At 69.2% G+C, this 17189-nt stretch carries 17 protein-coding genes; 11 read left to right on the forward strand and 6 right to left on the reverse strand.

The features are described 5' to 3' along the window. Nucleotides 1-172: 172 nt before the first annotated feature. Nucleotides 173-1304, forward strand: a protein-coding gene (prfB, locus tag A6A40_RS01630) for a peptide chain release factor 2 (protein WP_108546617.1) whose coding sequence is annotated in 2 segments (ribosomal slippage) — nucleotides 173-241 and nucleotides 243-1304 — 1131 coding nt in all. Because the reading frame shifts where the segments join, the coding sequence is not laid out codon by codon here. A 141-nt stretch (nucleotides 1305-1445) separates the two neighbouring features. After that, nucleotides 1446-1772 (forward strand): peptidoglycan-binding domain-containing protein, encoded by a 327-nt coding sequence (locus tag A6A40_RS01635; protein WP_063633840.1) that lies wholly within the window; start codon nucleotides 1446-1448, stop codon nucleotides 1770-1772. Between the two features lie 15 nt (nucleotides 1773-1787). Here the strand turns inward: A6A40_RS01635 and A6A40_RS01640 are convergent, their stop codons facing one another. The 4 genes from A6A40_RS01640 to A6A40_RS01655 form a co-directional block, all read right to left on the reverse strand. Next, the gene (locus tag A6A40_RS01640; protein WP_063633841.1) at nucleotides 1788-2024 is read right to left on the reverse strand and encodes a hypothetical protein; all 237 of its coding nucleotides are present in this window, start codon (nucleotides 2022-2024) and stop codon (nucleotides 1788-1790) included. A 46-nt stretch (nucleotides 2025-2070) separates the two neighbouring features. Beyond that, the gene (otsB, locus tag A6A40_RS01645; RefSeq protein ID WP_063633842.1) at nucleotides 2071-2895 is read right to left on the reverse strand and encodes a trehalose-phosphatase; all 825 of its coding nucleotides are present in this window, start codon (nucleotides 2893-2895) and stop codon (nucleotides 2071-2073) included. 939 nt (nucleotides 2896-3834) lie between these two features. Further along, nucleotides 3835-4158 (reverse strand): hypothetical protein, encoded by a 324-nt coding sequence (locus tag A6A40_RS01650; protein ID WP_063636067.1) that lies wholly within the window; start codon nucleotides 4156-4158, stop codon nucleotides 3835-3837. A gap of 94 nt (nucleotides 4159-4252) precedes the next feature. Beyond that, nucleotides 4253-5155: an ROK family protein gene (locus tag A6A40_RS01655; RefSeq protein WP_063633843.1), complete on the reverse strand. Its 903-nt coding sequence runs from the start codon at nucleotides 5153-5155 to the stop codon at nucleotides 4253-4255. Nucleotides 5156-5373: 218 nt separating this feature from the next. Between A6A40_RS01655 and A6A40_RS01660 the strand changes: the two genes are divergently transcribed. Continuing rightward, complete coding sequence (locus A6A40_RS01660) at nucleotides 5374-7848, forward strand: ankyrin repeat domain-containing protein (protein WP_063633844.1); 2475 nt, start codon at nucleotides 5374-5376, stop codon at nucleotides 7846-7848. A gap of 23 nt (nucleotides 7849-7871) precedes the next feature. Here A6A40_RS01660 and A6A40_RS01665 read toward each other — a convergent pair whose 3' ends face one another. Further along, nucleotides 7872-9578, reverse strand: coding sequence for a caspase family protein (locus tag A6A40_RS01665; protein ID WP_236783768.1), 1707 nt, complete (start codon nucleotides 9576-9578; stop codon nucleotides 7872-7874). Between the two features lie 336 nt (nucleotides 9579-9914). Here A6A40_RS01665 and A6A40_RS01670 point away from each other — a divergent pair, with 336 nt between their 5' ends. Then, a complete protein-coding gene (locus A6A40_RS01670) occupies nucleotides 9915-10148 on the forward strand; it encodes a DUF3126 family protein (RefSeq protein ID WP_063636068.1) in 234 nt (77 codons plus the stop codon). A gap of 35 nt (nucleotides 10149-10183) precedes the next feature. Here the strand turns inward: A6A40_RS01670 and A6A40_RS01675 are convergent, their stop codons facing one another. Continuing rightward, a complete protein-coding gene (locus tag A6A40_RS01675) occupies nucleotides 10184-10813 on the reverse strand; it encodes a hypothetical protein (RefSeq protein ID WP_063633846.1) in 630 nt (209 codons plus the stop codon). A 256-nt stretch (nucleotides 10814-11069) separates the two neighbouring features. On the opposite strand from A6A40_RS01675, the gene A6A40_RS01680 reads away from it, so the two are divergent. From A6A40_RS01680 to A6A40_RS01710, 7 genes are all read left to right on the forward strand, one after another. Next, nucleotides 11070-11921: an ABC transporter ATP-binding protein gene (locus tag A6A40_RS01680; RefSeq protein ID WP_082860688.1), complete on the forward strand. Its 852-nt coding sequence runs from the start codon at nucleotides 11070-11072 to the stop codon at nucleotides 11919-11921. Next, nucleotides 11914-12777 carry an ABC transporter permease gene (locus A6A40_RS01685; protein ID WP_063633847.1) on the forward strand — a complete coding sequence of 288 codons (864 nt, stop codon included), beginning with the start codon at nucleotides 11914-11916 and terminating at the stop codon, nucleotides 12775-12777. Before A6A40_RS01680 ends, A6A40_RS01685 begins: the two co-directional genes overlap by 8 nt. Continuing rightward, on the forward strand, nucleotides 12774-13934 hold the full coding sequence (locus A6A40_RS01690; protein WP_108546619.1) for an ABC transporter permease: 1161 nt from the start codon (nucleotides 12774-12776) through the stop codon (nucleotides 13932-13934). Before A6A40_RS01685 ends, A6A40_RS01690 begins: the two co-directional genes overlap by 4 nt. Before the next feature lie 71 nt (nucleotides 13935-14005). Continuing rightward, the gene (locus A6A40_RS01695; RefSeq protein ID WP_063633848.1) at nucleotides 14006-14338 is read left to right on the forward strand and encodes a hypothetical protein; all 333 of its coding nucleotides are present in this window, start codon (nucleotides 14006-14008) and stop codon (nucleotides 14336-14338) included. 176 nt (nucleotides 14339-14514) lie between these two features. Next, complete coding sequence (locus A6A40_RS01700; protein ID WP_063633849.1) at nucleotides 14515-15288, forward strand: ABC transporter ATP-binding protein; 774 nt, start codon at nucleotides 14515-14517, stop codon at nucleotides 15286-15288. Next, nucleotides 15281-16108, forward strand: a complete 828-nt coding sequence (locus A6A40_RS01705) for an ABC transporter permease (protein WP_082860689.1) — start codon at nucleotides 15281-15283, stop codon at nucleotides 16106-16108. Before A6A40_RS01700 ends, A6A40_RS01705 begins: the two co-directional genes overlap by 8 nt. Nucleotides 16109-16156: 48 nt before the next feature. Continuing rightward, nucleotides 16157-17182, forward strand: a complete 1026-nt coding sequence (locus A6A40_RS01710) for an ABC transporter substrate-binding protein (RefSeq protein WP_082860690.1) — start codon at nucleotides 16157-16159, stop codon at nucleotides 17180-17182. The last annotated feature ends 7 nt before the right edge of the window (nucleotides 17183-17189 follow it).

Raw genomic sequence — 17189 nt, forward strand, 5'->3', positions numbered from 1 at the left:
CAAGCCGGGACTGGGCCATACTCGAAAGTGGCAAGCCCCAACCGGTCGCTGGGCCCGGATGGGCCGGCGTCCAACCGCCCTCCGGGTTATTAAGGGGGTGCAAGCGGGGATGCGAGCCGCTACATATGCAGCCGACAAACCCTTCAACTCTGGCTGACGAGGAGGCACCGCCATGCGGGCCGAGATCGAAGCGGCCGCCGGCGAGATCAGAGAATCGCTGGCGCTGCTGAGGAGGCATCTTTGACTGGGACAATGCACTGCGGCGTCTCGACGAACTGAACAACCTCGCCGAGGATCCCAAGCTTTGGGACGACCCGACGCGGGCCCAGACGATCATGCGCGAGCGTACCCAGCTCGACACGTCCGTCGCCGGCTATCGGGCGCTCGAGCGCGATCTGTCCGACAGTCTGGAACTGATCGAGATGGGTGAAGCGGAAGGCGACGCCACCGTCGTCGCCGATGCCGAGGCCCAGCTCTATGGCCTGCGCGACCGCGCCAACAAGCTGCAGATCGAAAGTCTGCTGTCGGGCGAGGCCGATGCGAACGACTGCTTCGTCGAGGTGAATGCCGGCGCCGGCGGCACGGAGGCCCAGGACTGGGCGCTGATGCTGATGCGCATGTACACCCGCTGGGCGGAGCAGCATGGCTACAAGACCGAATGGCTGGACGAGACGCCGGGCGAAGAGGCCGGCATCAAGTCCGCGACCGTCCAGATCAAGGGCCACAACGCCTATGGCTGGCTGAAGACCGAGGCCGGCGTGCACCGTCTGGTGCGCATCAGCCCGTTCGACAGCCAGGCGCGGCGCCAGACCAGCTTCGCCGCCGTCTCGATTTCCCCGGTGATCGACGACAAGATCGACATCGAGATCAACGAGAAGGACTGCCGCATCGACACCTACCGGGCGTCGGGCGCCGGCGGCCAGCACATCAACAAGACCGACTCGGCGGTGCGCATCACGCACATCCCGACGAACATCGTGGTGAGCTGTCAGCAGGAACGGTCGCAGCACAAGAACCGTGCCAAGGCGTGGGACATGCTGCGTGCCCGCCTGTACGAGCGGGAGTTGAAGATCCGCGAGGATGCCGCCGCTGCGCTGGAAGCCACCAAGACCGACATCGGCTGGGGTCACCAGATCCGCTCCTATGTCCTGCACCCCTATCAGATGGTGAAGGACCTGCGGACGGAGGTGGAAACCTCGCAGAGCCAAGCGGTGCTGGACGGCGCGCTCGATCCCTTCCTGGAGGCCGCACTCGCCTCCCGGATCAAGGGGCAGAGCGACGACGCGCATGCCGCCGGCGGCTGACGGGTTGGAGCGTGGGAAAGGGCGGTCGCTTGCGGCCGCCCTTTTCGATTCGGTGTGTGCCTGGAAAGCCTCCTTGGAATGGAAGGGTGGGCTCGGCTGTTACAACAGGCTCTCGCCCCAACGATTCGGAGCAACCGATCCATGAACGGACGTATTCTTCCCGCCCTGAGCGGCGCCATCCTGTGCGGCACCATGCTGCTGGCGACCCCGGCCTTTGCCGCCTGCGAAACGGACAATCTGCCCGACGAGATGCGTCTGGCCTTCATTTCCGGCGCCCAGGAGGCGCTGAACGAGCACGGATTCAATGCCGGGCCGGTGGACGGCAAGATGGGATCGCGCACCCGCTCGGCGATCCGCTCCTACCAGCGTGCGGCCAGGCTGCCGGTGGACGGCTGCGCCACCCAGGGGCTGCTCGACCATCTGAACTTCAGCCAGCCGAAGGTCTACGGCCCCGGCGCGCGCCGCTGACCAGGCTTTATGACGTCAGGCCAGCATGTCGAGCAGCCTTTTGCTGTTCTCCTGTGTCGTCTGCAGGACCTTGGCATTGGCGGCGAAATCCACCTGGGCGGCGCTCAGGTCGAGCACCACCGCCGGGTCAAGGTTCCCCGCCGCGATCTCCGTCGCCGCCGCCTCGCCGCGGGCCTGGGCGTCCTGCAGGCCGGCGAGAGCGCTGGCCTGCGGCCGGTAGGGCGTGGCGGAGGTGGCCGATCCGATATCCATGGCGGCTGTCCGGCTGGTTGAGGGGGCAGGATAGCGGAACGAGGGTTTAGGGTTGGTGAATGGGTGACATCGCTCCGGCGGCGGCTCTCTCCGCCAGCCAGTCCGCCAGCCGGCCCAGAAAGGCCGCGGCCTCCGCCGGATCGCGCAGGCTCCAGGTCGCCGCCGTCTCGGCCGGGTCGTCCATCACCCGGATGCCGATTCCCGGCCCTGACAGCGCGCGGAAGGCGTCCTCGTCGGTCTCGTCGTCGCCGAGATAGATCGGCACGGTGCCGTCCCCCTCCAGCCTCAGCGCTTCCAGCAGGGCGAGGACGGCACGGCCCTTGTCCCAGGGCAGGTTTGGGCGAAGCTCGAACAGCTCCTTGCCGCCGGTCACGCGCAACCGCGCCTGCTCCTGCGCCACCGTGCGGACGGTGTCCGCCACGGCGGGCTTTTCGGGTGGGGCGACCTGACGGGTGTGGATGGCGATGGCGAAGCGCTTGCGCTCCACCAGCGCGCCGGCGATGCCGCCCAGACGGTCGTGCAGACTCCGTTCGGCGGCGTCGAGGTCGGGGACATACTCGACGCCGACCTGCCGGCGCAGGTCCGGACCGCGCAGATCGAAACCATGGCTGCCCGCATAGACCAGATCGTCCAGCGCCACCATCGCCGCCAGATCGTCCAGGTCGCGGCCGCTGACGAAGGCGACCGGGCACAGGGTCGACAGCCGTCGGACCACCGCGCGAGCCTCCGCTGGCATCACCGCCAGGTCCGGCCTGGGCGCGATGGCGGCGAGCGTGCCGTCGTAATCGAGGAACAGGGCGGGGGTGCGGCCGCCGATCGCCGCGGTGAAGGCGTCGAATTCCGAGAATGCGGAGGGTGGGACGTGGGTCAAGGGGGGAACCTCGCGCCGCTGCCAGAGGAATGTGGCGGCTGTCCGGGGCCGGCACGCCACTGGAGTGGTAACGGCCGGAACAGCTGGGCGGCTTGCGCTCCGGCAAATGGAACGGCCAATTGTGGCCGATCTGCAACAAACCCCTCAAAAAGCTTCGGCCCCGCGCAGGGGCCGGCTTTGGAGGTTGCGGTACCTCCGGGTTTTGGTACTGTTGCAGTGCAGCAAGCGATTGCTGCTTCGCCCTTCTTGGGCGTTTCCTCCCTAAACTCAAGGCCGCTGTATTCAGCGGCCTTTTTCTTGCCAGAAAGCCCCCTGGTTAGGCAACCCCTTACAAAAGTCATAGCGCTGCGATTTTCTTCGGGGGATGAGGGGGCGAGTGAGGGGGGCAGGGGTGCGGTCCGCCACCGGCCGAGGGCCCGGCGCCCCGTCCCCCGATTGTGGGGAGAGGCGGGCGACCGAAGAAAATCATTTGAATACAATGTACTGCCGGAGTCAGCGTCAGCCGGGGCGATGACGGGGACTCCGCCGTTCCATGCAAGGCCGGACTGGTCCATGGCTTGGAACGCCATTGCTGGGGATCGTCGGGCGAGATAATTTTTTCTGTCTTTTTCCGCGGCCTGTCATCCTTGCTGCAGTGCAGGGGGCGAAAAACCGCCGCAGGCACACGGAATCACTGCACCCGCATCGCGAACTGTCGTATAGATTCCGACGACACGCCCATCCGCCGCAATCCACAGGAGCCGTTCCCATGGACATCGCCATCATGGTCCTCGCCGTTGCCTTCTTCTTCTGGCAGACCATTTCCGACTGAGCCGGCTGCGGTACGACCGGTTGGGCCGCTCGGCGAGCGAGAGGTCGGCAACCGAGAAAAGGGCGGTCCCGCTGGGCCGCCTTTTTTCATGTGGCCTTCAGGAAAAGCACGCGAATCCAGCCGCCGCCTCAGTCGGCGGCGATTGGCGGCTCCAGCCGGGAGTGGGCCGAGGCGATCAACTGCAGTGTCTCCATGATCGAGCCGATGGCTTCATGCAGATCGGCCTGTTCGTCGCCGGGCAGCGTGGCAAGCACCGCTTCCAACTCCACCGCCGCGTCCTGCAGGCTTGCGCAGGCCTGTTCCAGGTGACGGCTGGTGCCCTGGCCAATGCCGAGGTCATTTGCAAAATGCAAACGCGCTGCCGGTTTCCCGGACCGCGTCGCGTTCCGGTTTGCAAAATGCAAATGGACGCCGTTCCCCGTGGCCCGCGTCCCCAACTTCTTCCGCATCATGGGCATATCCCCGTTCGGTCTGAACTGAGAATGCGCAAGTCCCGTGCCACTGCGTGACCGTTGGTTGCGGTCCGCCCCGCAAAAATGGTGAGGCCTATTCCGGCCACAGTCGGGCGGCCCCGCGCATGCCACTTTCCCCGCCATGGCGGGCAATCGCCATCCGGGTCCGCGGCGTGGCTGTCAGCGCCCAGGCGCCCCAGCGGCGCGTCACCGAGTCGCACAGGCCGGGCAGGGCCGACAGGCCGCCGCCGACCACCACAACGTCGGGATCGAGCAGGTTCAGCACCGGGGCCAGGGCACGGGCCAGTGCATCGGCATGGCGCGTCAGCGCCGCAGCGGCGGCCGGATCGCCCGCCAGAGCGCGGGCGGCGATCTCCTGCGGGTCCGGCGTCTGTCGGGTGCCGTCTTCCCCGGTCAGGTGCCGGTGCAGGCGCGACAGCCCGGCCCCGCACAGCACGGTTTCCAGGCAGCCGATCTTGCCGCAGCCGCAGGGCGCCGGCGGGCCGTCGGCCTCCTCCCGCCAGGGCAGCGGGGCATGGCCCCATTCGCCGGCCAGCCCGTTGGCCCCCGGAAGGATGCGCCCGTCCACAACGATTCCGCCGCCGACGCCGGTTCCCAGGATGACCCCGAACACCACCGCCGATCCGACCGCGGCGCCGTCCGCCGCTTCCGACAGGGTGAAGCAATTGGCGTCGTTGGCGATCCGCACCGGGCGGCCGATCCGCCGCGCCGCGTCTTCGGCGAAAGGGCGGCCGGCGAGCCAGGGCAGGTTCACCGCGCGCACGCGGCCGGCGGCGGGGTCGACGATGCCGGGCAGGCTGATGCCGACGCCGCCGGTGCCGGACGGGTCCAGAACCGCCACCGTCTCCGCCAAAGCGTCCAGCGTGGCGTCGTAATCGCGGGGGGTGGGGCGGCGGTGGCGGGCCAGTTCGGACCCGTCGGCGCCGAGCGCCACGGCCGCGATCTTGGTGCCGCCCAAATCGATTCCGACTCGCATGGCTGTCGCCGTCCAGATGGGGGTTCGGTCGAGGATTCCGGGAGCAACCCTATACCCCTCCCCCGTCCGGCGGACCAGCGGCGCGTTCGTGCCGGAAGGGTCAGTCCACCCACCCCGGAAGAGAGCGGGCTACCGCCCTTTGCACTGTCGGGGCTTGGGGGGCGCATCACTAGAGTCACATCAGCGCTCCCTTCACTGATCGGCGTTTCGAGATGTCCATGGACCGTTCTGCCCCGAAACACACCTCGCGCCCCCGGCGCGCCGCTCCGGGTCACCACGATCCCGTTCACGATTCCGCCGGTGCCGCGCCATCGGCCGCCGAGATCCGCGATGGGCTGGTGTTGGCCTTTCTGGCCCGCAAGAGGCTTCTGGTGCTGGTCGGCGATGGCGGATCGGACCGTCCCGCCCTGTTCCGGCAGCTGGTGGAGCATGTGGAGGCCGATGGTGCCATGGCGTTGCCGGTCATGGCCTGCGTCGGCGCCGAGGTGGAGGATCTGGTCGCTGCCGCCGGTGCCGGGGCACTGCCCGATCTGGCACCGTCCGGCGAGGCTGGCGAAGGCGACTTCGACGCGCTGATCACCGCCCTGGAAGACCGGCTGGAACTGGCCGGGTCCGGCCTGCTGGCGGTCGACAACGCCACCGTGCTCGCCCCGCCGGTGCTGGCCGATCTGGTCGACCTGACGCGGGCCGAGACGCCGGCGGGCCGCTTTCTCCAGGTTCTTCTCTGCGGCACACCGGAACTGGAAGGAACGCTGGCGCGCGCCGGGCTGGCCGACGAACTGCGCGACATGGGCGTGATCTACCGGATGGCACCGGGCGGCGGTCCGCCCGACGAGCTGCCGTCGATGTCCGCCGTGCTGACTGCACCGCGTCCGGCGCTGATGCCGGCGGTTCCGTCCCAGGTGCCGGAGGCCGGTCCGGCCTGGGTGGATCGCTGCGGTCCGCAGCCGGCCCCGGCCCAGCCCGCCGCCAAGCCGTCGGCGAATGACTGGGCCGGCGACCGCTGGGCTGGAGCCCCCCAGTCGGGAGAGTATGACTGGAGCGACCCTGGTTCCGACACCATGGCAGCAAGGGGACGGCCGGCCGGAGCCATGCCGGCGGATGCCATGCCCATCGGAGCGATGCGGGTGCCGCGCCGGACCGGGCTCTATGCCGGTGCGGCACTGACCACGCTGGTGCTGCTGGGTGCCGCCGCTGCGGCCATCGCCACCGCCGTGCCCGGCGTGTCTCCCGGCCGGGCTCTGACCATGATCGAAGAGGGCTGGAGCCGGACGCGCGATGCGGTGGAGCGCAGGGTGCAGGGGCTGATCGGCACCGATGTCCCACCGGACGGCGGGCGGCATGCCGCCGCCGGTCCGCCGCCGGATGCTCCTGCCGCGTCGCCGCCTGCCTCCCAGCCGTCCGTGGCGGCCGGTGTCCAGGCGGGGCAGAGCGGCGGCGCCACAAACACCCCCCTCCCGGCCGCGGCGCAGCCGGCCGGCACCCTGACGGTGACGAAGCAGGCCGTCGCCCAACCTTCGCCGTCCGCACCCGCTCAAACCGCTCCGGTGCAGACCGCAGTCTTGCCGCCGGCCCAATCCCAGGCACCGGCCACCGCACCCGTTGCCGCCTCCCCGGCCGCACCGGCCGCACCGGCCGCGGGCAATGCGGAAGCGGCACCGGGTGCGGCCTCGCTGCCGCCGCTGGAGGAACCTTCGGCCGCGCCGATCCCGTCGGTGCCGCAGGCGGCCGTGCCCGACGCCGAGAGTGCGCAGCGCGTGCGCATGATGGTCGATCAGGCCCGCCGGCAGATCGCCGGCAAGCGCCTGACCACGCCGCCCGGCGACAACGCCTATGAGACGGTGCAGCGCATCCGCCAGATCGCACCGGCGGCGCCCGAGGCGACCGAATTGCTGACCACCATGGAGGATACCTATCGCCGCTGGGCGATGCTGGCCGAGCGTGACGGAGACTGGTCGGAAACCAAGCGCTTCTACGAGCGGGCACAGATGCTCTCGCCCAACAGCCCCGACCTCGCGGAGCGGATCCGCGCCGCGGGCGAGCAGCGGGCCTATGGCGGTCCGGCCATGGGCAGTTCCGGATCTGCGGGCGGAAGCACGGCCGCTCCGGTGAAGGCCGCTCCGGGCTTGCAGGATCGCGAATCGGTGCTGGCCCTGCTGGGCAACCCGGCGGAGCTGTCGCGCACGCTGCAGGGCGGCGCCAACCCCGACACGCGGCTCGACAGCGGCAAGACCCTGTTGATGGTCGCGGCGGAACAGGGACTGACGGATGCGGTGCGCGTTCTGCTGGACCGGCGCGCCCGCAGCGATCTGCGGACCTCCGACGGTGCCACCGCGGTGATGTATGCGGCCTGGGGAGGCCATGACGCGGTCGTGCGGGCGCTGGCGGATGGCGGGGCGGAGCTCGACACGACCAACAGCGACGGCAAGACGGCGTTGATGGCCGCCGCCGCCCGCGGTCACCAGGAGGTGGCGCGCACGCTGATCCAGCGCGGCGTGATGGTGGACCGCACCACCGCCTATGGCTGGTCGGCACTGATGTATGCCGCCAACAACGGGCATGAGGCTGTGGCCAAGCTGCTGCTCGACCACGGAGCCAACCCGTACCGCATGGATGCCAATGGCAACTCCGCCTTGACGCTCGGCGCGCTGCAGGGGCATGTTCAGGTGGTGGACGCCCTCAAGCCGCGCTGATCAGGCGCGCATGGTCAAGAGGGTCACTGGTCGAGGCGGACGGAGCCGCGCCACGTCCCGGCGCTCTGTCCGCCATTTGCGTAATGGAACACGCCCGGCCCGTCCGGCTGGCCATTGCTGAAACGCCCGGCGAAGCGGCTGCCGTCGGTGAAGGTCATCACGCCATAACCGGACATCAGGTCGCCGGACCATTCGCCCTCATAGGTCTGTCCGTTGGCGAAGCGGTAGACGCCCGTCCCCTGGCGGACCGGCCGCCCCAGCCCCGAACCAGACGACGATTGTACCCATGTGCCTTCATAGCGGTCGCCGCCCGAGAAGCCATAGCTCCAAAAGCGGCTGTCGGGCCGGCTTCGCGCCTGCTCCGCCGCTGTGCGGGCATCGCCAAGAGCGCGCATCGCCTGCCGTTCCGCCGCGACCGCCGGGCCGTCGGGCTCTGCGGATGCGGTGCCGGGCGGGGGAGTGGGGAAGCTGCGTGGCTCAACCGTCCGGATCGGGTCGGAACTGCCGGCGGCCGGCGGCTCGGCGGCCGGATCGCCGAAGGAGGGGCCGGCCTCCACGGTTCCGCGGGCGCGGGCGGCCAGCGGCGACGGGTCTGCCCAGCGGGCGGCGAGTGTCCCGGCGGTGACGTAGCCGTTCCGCCCGGACGAATCCCGCACCCGCAGCCAGCTTCCCTCCGGCACAGCCTCCAACACCGTCACCAGAGTGCCGGCCGGCAACTGCGCAACACCGTGCGCCCCCACCGCCGGACGGTCGAACAGCACGCCGGACCTGGCCACCTCATACTCGCCCGGCGGCAGGCTGGGGCTGGTCACCGCCGGCGGCTCCTTCAGCGGCTCCTTTGGCGGCGTCTCCTTCTTCACCTGGGTGGACTGGTCCTGCGGCTGCATGTCGGAAGACGGGGCGGCGGACGGCTTCGACGCTGCCGCGACGGCCGGCACCAGGACGAGCGTGGTGCCCAACCGGTCCTGCAGCCAGGGCAACTGGCGGCCTTCGCTGCGTTCGGCGACGGAACGCGCGACTTCGGCCAGCGAGTCGCGGAAGGGGATTCCGGGCTTGACCATCTCGCGGGCCAGCGCGGCGGTGAAGGGGGCCGTCCCCTTGACCGATTGCGCCGGCACCGGCGGCACTCCTGGGCGGTGGGCATAGACGACGAACAGGCCGTCCGCTTCCATCGGCGTCCCCAGCGCACCGCCGCCGACCCTCCGGGCCAGGGCATCGGCCGGGCCCGGATCGATCACCACCACCGACTTGCGCCCGCTGTCCCGCAGGTCGCCCAACATCGTGTCGAGGTCCAGTGCCGTTCGCGGCAGATCCTCCGCCCCCGCAGGCGCCGCGTCGGCGGGCAGCAGATACTCCCGCTCCCCGATCCCGACGGCGAGGCCGGTATAATAGACGAAGCCCAGGTCGGCACCGGACAGCGCCTCGCGGAAGCGCTCGAGCGCCGACTCCATCGCGACCTTCCCGACATTGTCGGCCCGCGTCACCGAGAAGCCGGCCTTGCGCAGCGCGGACACCATCACCCGTGCATTTGCGGCGGCCTGTTCCGGCCGGCTGTCGAGTCCGTCGTAGCGTCCATTGTCGATGACCAGCGCCACCCGCTTTCCGCTGTCGGCCACTGCACCGCAGAAGGGCGGGGCGGCCAGCAGCGCCGCGGCGAGAATGGTCCCCGCAAGGGTTCGTATCCATGGCCGGGTGGCGGGGAATAGGGCATTGCGCGGCCGGGCGATCATCGTCAAGGCGTTCCGTCCTCCGTCTTCGCGGCGGCCTTCCGCAGGGCGCGGCCAATCGAGCCGCCGCCCTTCCGGGCTGCGTACCGCCGCCGGGAGCATAGCCTTTTCCGCCGTTGCGGGGCCCCGCTCTTTCGGGGCGTCCGGCGATGGCCGCATTACCCCGCGCGGATGGGTATCCTGTGCCCCGGCGGCGTCGGGAGTCCCGTTCCAACTCGCCGAACAAGCTCGCCGAGGGCGCGAGGTATCGCTTTCCCTTCGCCGCGAAGCCGCCTATATGACGCTCCTTCGCAGACAACGAGGTTCGCCATGCCGCCCGCAAAGTCGTCCGTCGTCCGGATGTCCGACACCGAAATCGCCCGCGTGCAGATGTACCTGCGCAAGACGCTGGGCAATCAGAAGATCGTGATCGAGCCGCCGGCCAAGGCCGGCCAGTCGGCCGAGGTGACGGTGGATGGCGAGTTCTTCGGCACGCTGAACCGTGACGAGGACGAGGGCGAGGTCTCCTATGCCCTGAACGTCGTCATTCTGGAAGAGGATCTGCCGGAGCCGCCGGCCATCCCGCGCCGCTGATCCCTGGCCTTTTCCTGACGTTCCCCACTGGCGCCTTAGCGGCTGTGAGCGCGAAGCTCCGCCGCCAGGGCTGCCAGCAGGGTCTGCCCGCCCGACAGGGTCAGACCGCGCACCAGTACGATCGCCTTGTGCCCGCCGCGCCGGTGCATGACCAGCCGCACGTTGCGGCTGCCGGCGGCCTTCAGCTCGGCCTTGACCGCGTCATTGGGCGCCACGTCGCCGGCAACCAGCCTCAATTCCGCCTTGTGCCCGTAATCGTGCGCCGGATCGATCCAGGCGACGAACAGCGGCTTGCCGCCCACCATCGGATAGAGCGCCAAATCCCGGATCGTCTCGTGCGCATGGATGCGGGTGCCGTCCACCGTCAATCCGCGCTCCGTCACGCCCAGCCGCACGGCCCGGCGCTGCACCGTCTCCGTCAGCGTCACCACCCACAGCAGCAGCACGGGCGCCGCACAGAAGACGGCGAGCCATTGCAGCATGTCCGACAGCTCCTCCGGCGCCAATCCGGCTCCGGCGACGAAGCCCGTCGCCAGCAGCCCGGCGATCAGCAGATAGCGGGTGCGGATCACCGGGGTCAGCACCGGCCTCGCCACGAAAACGGCTCCGGCCCCGCCGTCTTCGCGGGTGATCTCCAGGCTGGGCGGTGGCTTGGCGGCTGGCATATCGGCGGGATCGGGGCAGGGGTGGGGGCGTGATCCTGTGCCGGGGGCGTGCTGGCCGTCCAGTTCTTTCGCCTGTCGCCCGATCCGGCACAGACCCGCGGAGCGTGCCGGGGACCGGGTTGCCGTTCGCCACCGCCTTTCTCCAACTGCGCCTGGTTCCACGCCCCTGGTGCAGCAACCGCACCGGTGATAGCGTGAATCCGAGCGTTTCCAGACCGACCCGCCCAGCCTGACCAGCCGCGAAGGACTGTCGCCTGTGACCTCCGCCGATCCGCTCGATGCCCGGGAGACCACTGTTTCGCGGCGAGGCCCGGAACAGTCCGCCGCGTCCGTGGTGGTGGAGGCACGCAAGCTCTCACTGGTCTATCCCACTGCGGACAAGCCGGTCATGGCATTGAGCGAGGTGGATCTCTCCATCGCCAAGGGTGATTTCGTCTCGCTGATCGGCCCCAGCGGCTGCGGCAAGACCACGCTTTTGCGCGTTATCGCCGACCTAGAGCGCCCGACCTCCGGCCATATCGCCATCGAAGGCATGACGCCGGAACAGGCGCGGCTGAAGCGGCTCTATGGCTATGTTTTCCAGGCGCCGGCGCTCTATCCCTGGCGTACGGTGGAGCGCAACGTGATGCTGCCGCTGGAGATCATGGGGATCGCCGGTGCCGAGCGGCGGGCCCGCGCCCGCGAACAGCTGGAGCGGGTCGGCTTGGTCGGCTTCGAGCGCAAATTTCCCTGGCAGCTGTCCGGCGGCATGCAGCAGCGGGTGTCCATTGCCCGCGCGCTGGCTCTTCAGCCCGACCTGCTGCTGATGGACGAGCCGTTCGGCGCGCTCGACGAGATCACCCGCGACCACCTGAACCTGCATCTGACCCAACTGTGGCGGGCGACCGGCAAGACCTGTGTCTTCGTCACCCATTCGATCGCCGAGGCGGTGTTCCTCTCCACCCGCATCGTGGTGATGAGCCCGCGGCCCGGCCGCATCCTGGACATCATCGACTGCAGTTCCCTGCCGCATGAGCGCAAGTTGGACATCCGCGAATCGCCGGAATTCGCCGCCATCGCCCACCGCGTGCGCGAGGGGCTGAAGGAAGGGCACAGCTACGATGATTAGCCGTGGGCTTCCGGTGACGGTGATGACGCTGCTGTTGCTGGCGGCCTGGTACATCGGGGCGGCGTGGCTGAACTGGCCGCAGGCGGCGGAAGCTCTGACGCGCGCCAACAAGCCGGCCGGCTTCGCAGATGTGCTGGCCCAGGCCTACGCGATGAAGCGGCCGATCCTGCCCACCCCCGATCAGGTGGTGGCGGAGCTGTGGACCTCCCTGACCGGCTACGCGCCGACCAGTCCGCGCAATCTGCTGTTCCACGCCTGGGTGACGGCGGAAGCGGCGCTGGCCGGTCTGGCGATGGGGCTGGTCCTGGGCATCCTGCTGGCGGCGGGCATCGTCTATACCCGCACGCTGGAGGCAAGCCTGCTGCCCTGGGTGATCGCGTCGCAGACCATCCCCATCCTGGCCATTGCGCCGATGATCGTCGTCATCCTCGGCAACATCGGGCTGACCGGGCTGCTGCCGAAGGCGGTGATCTGCATGTATCTCTGCTTCTTCCCGATCACGGTCGGCATGGTGAAGGGGCTGCGCTCCGCCGATCCGCTGTGGCTCGACCTGATGCGGACCTATTCGGCGAGCGGGATGCGCGCCTTCTGGTCGCTGCGGCTGCCGGCCTCCATGCCCTTCCTGTTCGCCAGCCTCAAGGTGTCGGTCGCCATCAGCGTGGTCGGCGCCATCGTGGGGGAGCTTCCGACCGGCGGGCAGGCCGGGCTGGGGGCGCGGCTGCTATCGGGCTCCTATTACGGCCAGACCGTGCAGATCTGGGCGGCGCTGATCATGGCCTCGCTGCTGTCGGTGGCGCTGATCGCAGTCGTACGCGGGCTGGAGCTGGTCCTGCTGGGCAGGGCGGGTGCGCGATGAGCGGTTTGGCGAGCGATGAGGCGACGAGCCCCTACCGCCCCAGCCTGCGCACGGCCGCCGATTGGGGGCTGGTCGCCATCGCCCTGCCGGTGCTGTCCGCATTGGCCCTTCCGCTGGGTGTCCGGGATGGTGCGTCTGCCGGTTGGTTGGGCGGAACCATGGCGCCGCTGTTCCTGATCGGGGTGGTGCTGGCGGTTGTCGCCGGGGCATCGGCACCGAAGCGGGTGTGGGGCGCCTGGGCGGAGCTGGCCGGCGTCGCGCTGGCCTGGCTGCTGCCCCTGCATCTGCTGAACGAGGGGCTGGACCTGTCGGCCGGATGGGGGCTGTGGCTGTTCTTGGGCGCGGCGACGCTGCTGCTGTGGCGGGTGATGGGGGTGCTGGCCGGGGTGCCGGGCTGGACCCGCTCGGTCGTCGTGCCCGGCCTGTTCGGGATTGGTCTGCTGGTGGGGTGGGAGGTGCTGGTGCGCGGTTTCCAGGTGCCGGCCATCCTGCTGCCGCCGCCAAGCCGCATCGCGTCGGCTCTGGCCGCCCATGCGCCGGTGCTGTGGGACGATTTCCGCCAGACCGTGCTGACCTCGGTTCTGCGCGGCTATGCGATGGGTTGCGGTGCCGGGTTCCTGGTGGCAATCCTTGCCGACCGCGTGCCCTTTCTTGCCCGTGGATTGCTGCCGCTCGGCAATCTCGCCAGCGCCATCCCGGTGGTCGGCATCGCGCCGATCATGGTGATGTGGTTCGGCTTCGACTGGCAGTCGAAGGCGGCGGTCATCGTCGTCATGACCTTCTTCCCGATGCTGATCAACACACTGGCGGGGCTCGGCAATTCGGAGCGCATCCAGCTCGACCTGATGCGCAGCTATGCCGCCGGCTATGGCCGCACCCTGGTCAAGCTGCGACTGCCGAACGCGCTGCCCTTTCTGTTCAACGGTTTGAAGATCAACTCCACCCTGGCGCTGATCGGCGCCATCGTCGCCGAATTTTTCGGCACGCCTGTGGTCGGAATGGGTTTCCGCATCTCCACCGAGGTGGCGAGGATGAACCTGGACATCGTCTGGGCCACCATCGCGGTGGCGGCGCTGACCGGTTCCGGGCTGTATGGTGCGCTGGCGTTGCTGGAGCGGGCGACGACGGCCTGGCATCCGTCGATGCGGCAGCGGTAAGCACGCCCTGCGTAGCGCTGGCACGGCCATTGCTTTCGTTCTGCCGTTCCAGCCGGCATAGGGAGGTGGGCATGGCCGACATCGTCGTTCTGAAGCATGTCCGCCTGTCGCGGGCCCTGCAGGCCATCGAGATGGCCGCGGCCTCGCTGGACGGCGAGCTTGCGGCCCTTCATGCCGCCGGACGGGCCGGTCTGCTCGGAAACCATGCCGAGGAGGCCACGCTTCTGCGCACCTATGTCCGCACCTTGCGCGTCCTGTTGCAGGCGATGACACCCGACGAGGTGGACGAGGCCGGGCTCGGCGAGCGCCATGCTCTGGCGGAGCTCGCGGTCGGCCGTTGTGCCGCGGCGTTGCGGGTGCTCGACCTGCCGGCTGGCGGCGGATCGCTGAGCGGCCTCGCCTGACGTTCCTGTCGGGAAGCTGACAGCCTCTTGACGCCTTCCGGCCACTGCCATACTGCCGTATGGCTGGGATGCGGGATGCCTTTCTCCTCTCCGCCGCCGGGACGCCGCGCTATAGTGGCAGGCCCAACGAACAGTCGGACCCAAGCCGACCAAGGTGCAGGCACAAAAAGGGCGCGATGAGGCTTCTCGTTTCCGATCTGACCCACCGCTATGAGGATCTGACCGTCCTGGACGGCATCGACCTGACGCTGGCGGAGGGCGAAATCCTGGCGGTGATCGGCCCCAGCGGCTGTGGGAAATCGACGCTGCTCGGCATCGCCGGCGGTATCGTCGCCCCGACCTCCGGCAGCATCCGGGTGGAGGGGGAGGTGCCGGACGGTTGCCTGAACCCGATCACCTTCATCTTCCAGGACTTCGCCCTGCTGCCCTGGCGCACGGTGGAGGACAACATCGCCCTGGTGCTGGAGCATCATCCGCTCTCATCCGCCGACCGGCGGGAGCGCATCGACAGCGGCCTGCGCCGCATGGGGCTGTCGGAGTTCCGCAAGGCCCTGCCCAAGCAGCTGTCCGGCGGCATGCGCCAGCGGGTGGGCATCGCCCGCGCGCTGGCGGTGCGTCCGGCCATGCTGCTGCTGGACGAGCCGCTGTCGGCGCTCGACGCCCAGACGCGCGAGCTGCTGATGGACGATTTCCTGGAGCTGTGGCGGCGGGAGAAGACCACCGCCCTCTATGTCACCCACAATCTGGACGAGGCGCTGCGGCTGGCCGACCGGGTTTGCGTGTTGAGCCGCCGCCCCGGCCGCATCCGCGAACTGGTCACCATCGAGGAACCGCGGGAGCGCCGGCAGGAGCCGTCGGCCCAGGCCCATCTGGCCGAAGTGCGCGACCGCCTGTGGCACCTGATGAAGGCCGAAGCCCAGATGGCCGACCGGGAGATCGCCCGTGCCTGACAGCCTGAACCCGACGGGCGTTCCGCCCAGCCCGGCCCTGGGCCAGCCCGTCCGCTTCCGCGGCGGCGGTTTTACCGTGAAGCGCCATCCCTGGGCGGCGCTGGCCGCCTTCGCCCTGCTGATCGCGGTTTGGGAAGGGGCGAGCCGCCTCGGCCTCGCCAGCCCGCTGTTCCTGCCGCCGCCGAGCGCCGTCGCCCGCGCGCTGGCCGGCATGGTGGCGGACGGATCGCTGTGGCTGAACCTGAAGGCGTCTCTGGCGCGCATCGCCGTCGGCTGGGTGCTGGGTACGGCGGGCGGCATGCTGGTCGGCTTCGCCATGGGCATTTTCTCCACCGCCCGCGCGGTCGGCGTGCCGCTGGTGTCGGCCTTCTTCCCGATCCCGAAGATCGCCCTCTTGCCGCTGTTCATCCTTTGGTTCGGCATCGGCGAGCCGTCGAAATTCGCCACCATCGGTTTCGGCGTCTTCTTCCCCACCGTGATCGCCACCTACAGCGCCATCGATTCGGTGCCGCGCAACCTGATCCGCATGGCGCAGAGCTTCGGCCTGCCCTGGCGGTCGATCCTTCGTTCCATCGTCCTGCCGGGTGCCTTGCCGGGCATTCTGGCCGGTTTCCGCATCACCGCGTCGATCGCGCTGATCCTGGTGGTGGCGGCGGAGATGATCGGGGCGGAGTACGGCATCGGTGCCTTCGTGCTGATGGCCGGCAATTTGATGCAGACCGACACGCTGCTGGCCGGCGTGCTGGTGCTGTCGCTGCTGGGGCTCGCCATTGGCACCGTGCTGTCGCAGCTCGAACGGCGTCTGCTGAACTGGCGCTGACCGCCCCATTCCAAGAAACCTGAACCATCATCGGGAGGATTTCCGTCCATGACCCTCGCAGGCCTCACCCGGCGCGCCCTGATCGCCACTGCCGGCGCCGCCTTCGCCGCCGGCACCCTGATGTCCGCCGCGCTGGCGCAGCCGCTGGAGAAGGCGACGGTCGGCGTGCTGGCGCTGTCCTCCTCCGGGCCGATCTTCATCGCCAAGGCCAAGGGCTATTTCGAGAAGGAAGGGCTGGACGTCGAGCTGAAGATGTTCACCTCGGCCCAGCAGGTGCCGGTCGCCGTGACCTCGGGCGATGTCGATTTCGGCGTGACCGGCCTGACCGCCGGCTTCTACAACCTCGCCTCCAAGGGCGCCGTTACCATCATCGCCGCACAGAGCCGCGATGAGCCGGGCTTCCCCTTGAGCGCCTATCTCGCGACCAACGCCGCCTATGACGCCGGGCTGAAGACGCCGGCCGACCTGAAGGGCAAGCGGGTCGCCATCACCACCGTCGGCTCGACCTTCCATTACATGATCGGGCTTCTGGCGCAGAAGCACGGCTTCACGGTCAAGGACGTCACCATGGTGCCGTTGCAGGACGTGCCGAAGATGGTCGCTGCCTTCCGGGGCGGGCAGGTTGACGCCATCATCGCGCCCTCCACCGTGTCGCGGCAGCTGGTGGCCGATGGCGCCGGCAAGATGCTGGGCTGGGTCGGCGACGAGACGCCCTGGCAGCTCGGCGCTCTGTTCACCGCGCCGAAGACGATGAAGGACCGCCGGCCGCTGGCGGAGAAGTTCGTCCGCGCCTACAAGACCGCGCTGGCCGAATATCACGCCGCCTTCAATGGCAAGGACGCCTCGGGCGCTCTGGTGAAGGGCCCCGGCTATGACGAGCTGCTGACTATCATCGCCGACGCGACCAAGCAGAAGCCGGACATCGCCGCCGCCGGCCTGCCCTATGTCGACCCGCAGGCCCGCCTGCTGGTGGACGACATCGTCAACCAGGTGAAGTTCTGGCAGTCGGAAGGTCAGGTCGACAAGGCGCTCGACCCGAAGTCGGTGATGGACCTTAGCATCGCCGGGAAGTGACGAGTGC

The organism is Azospirillum humicireducens, assembly GCF_001639105.2.
In the GTDB taxonomy this organism is placed as follows: Bacteria; Pseudomonadota; Alphaproteobacteria; order Azospirillales; family Azospirillaceae; genus Azospirillum; species Azospirillum humicireducens.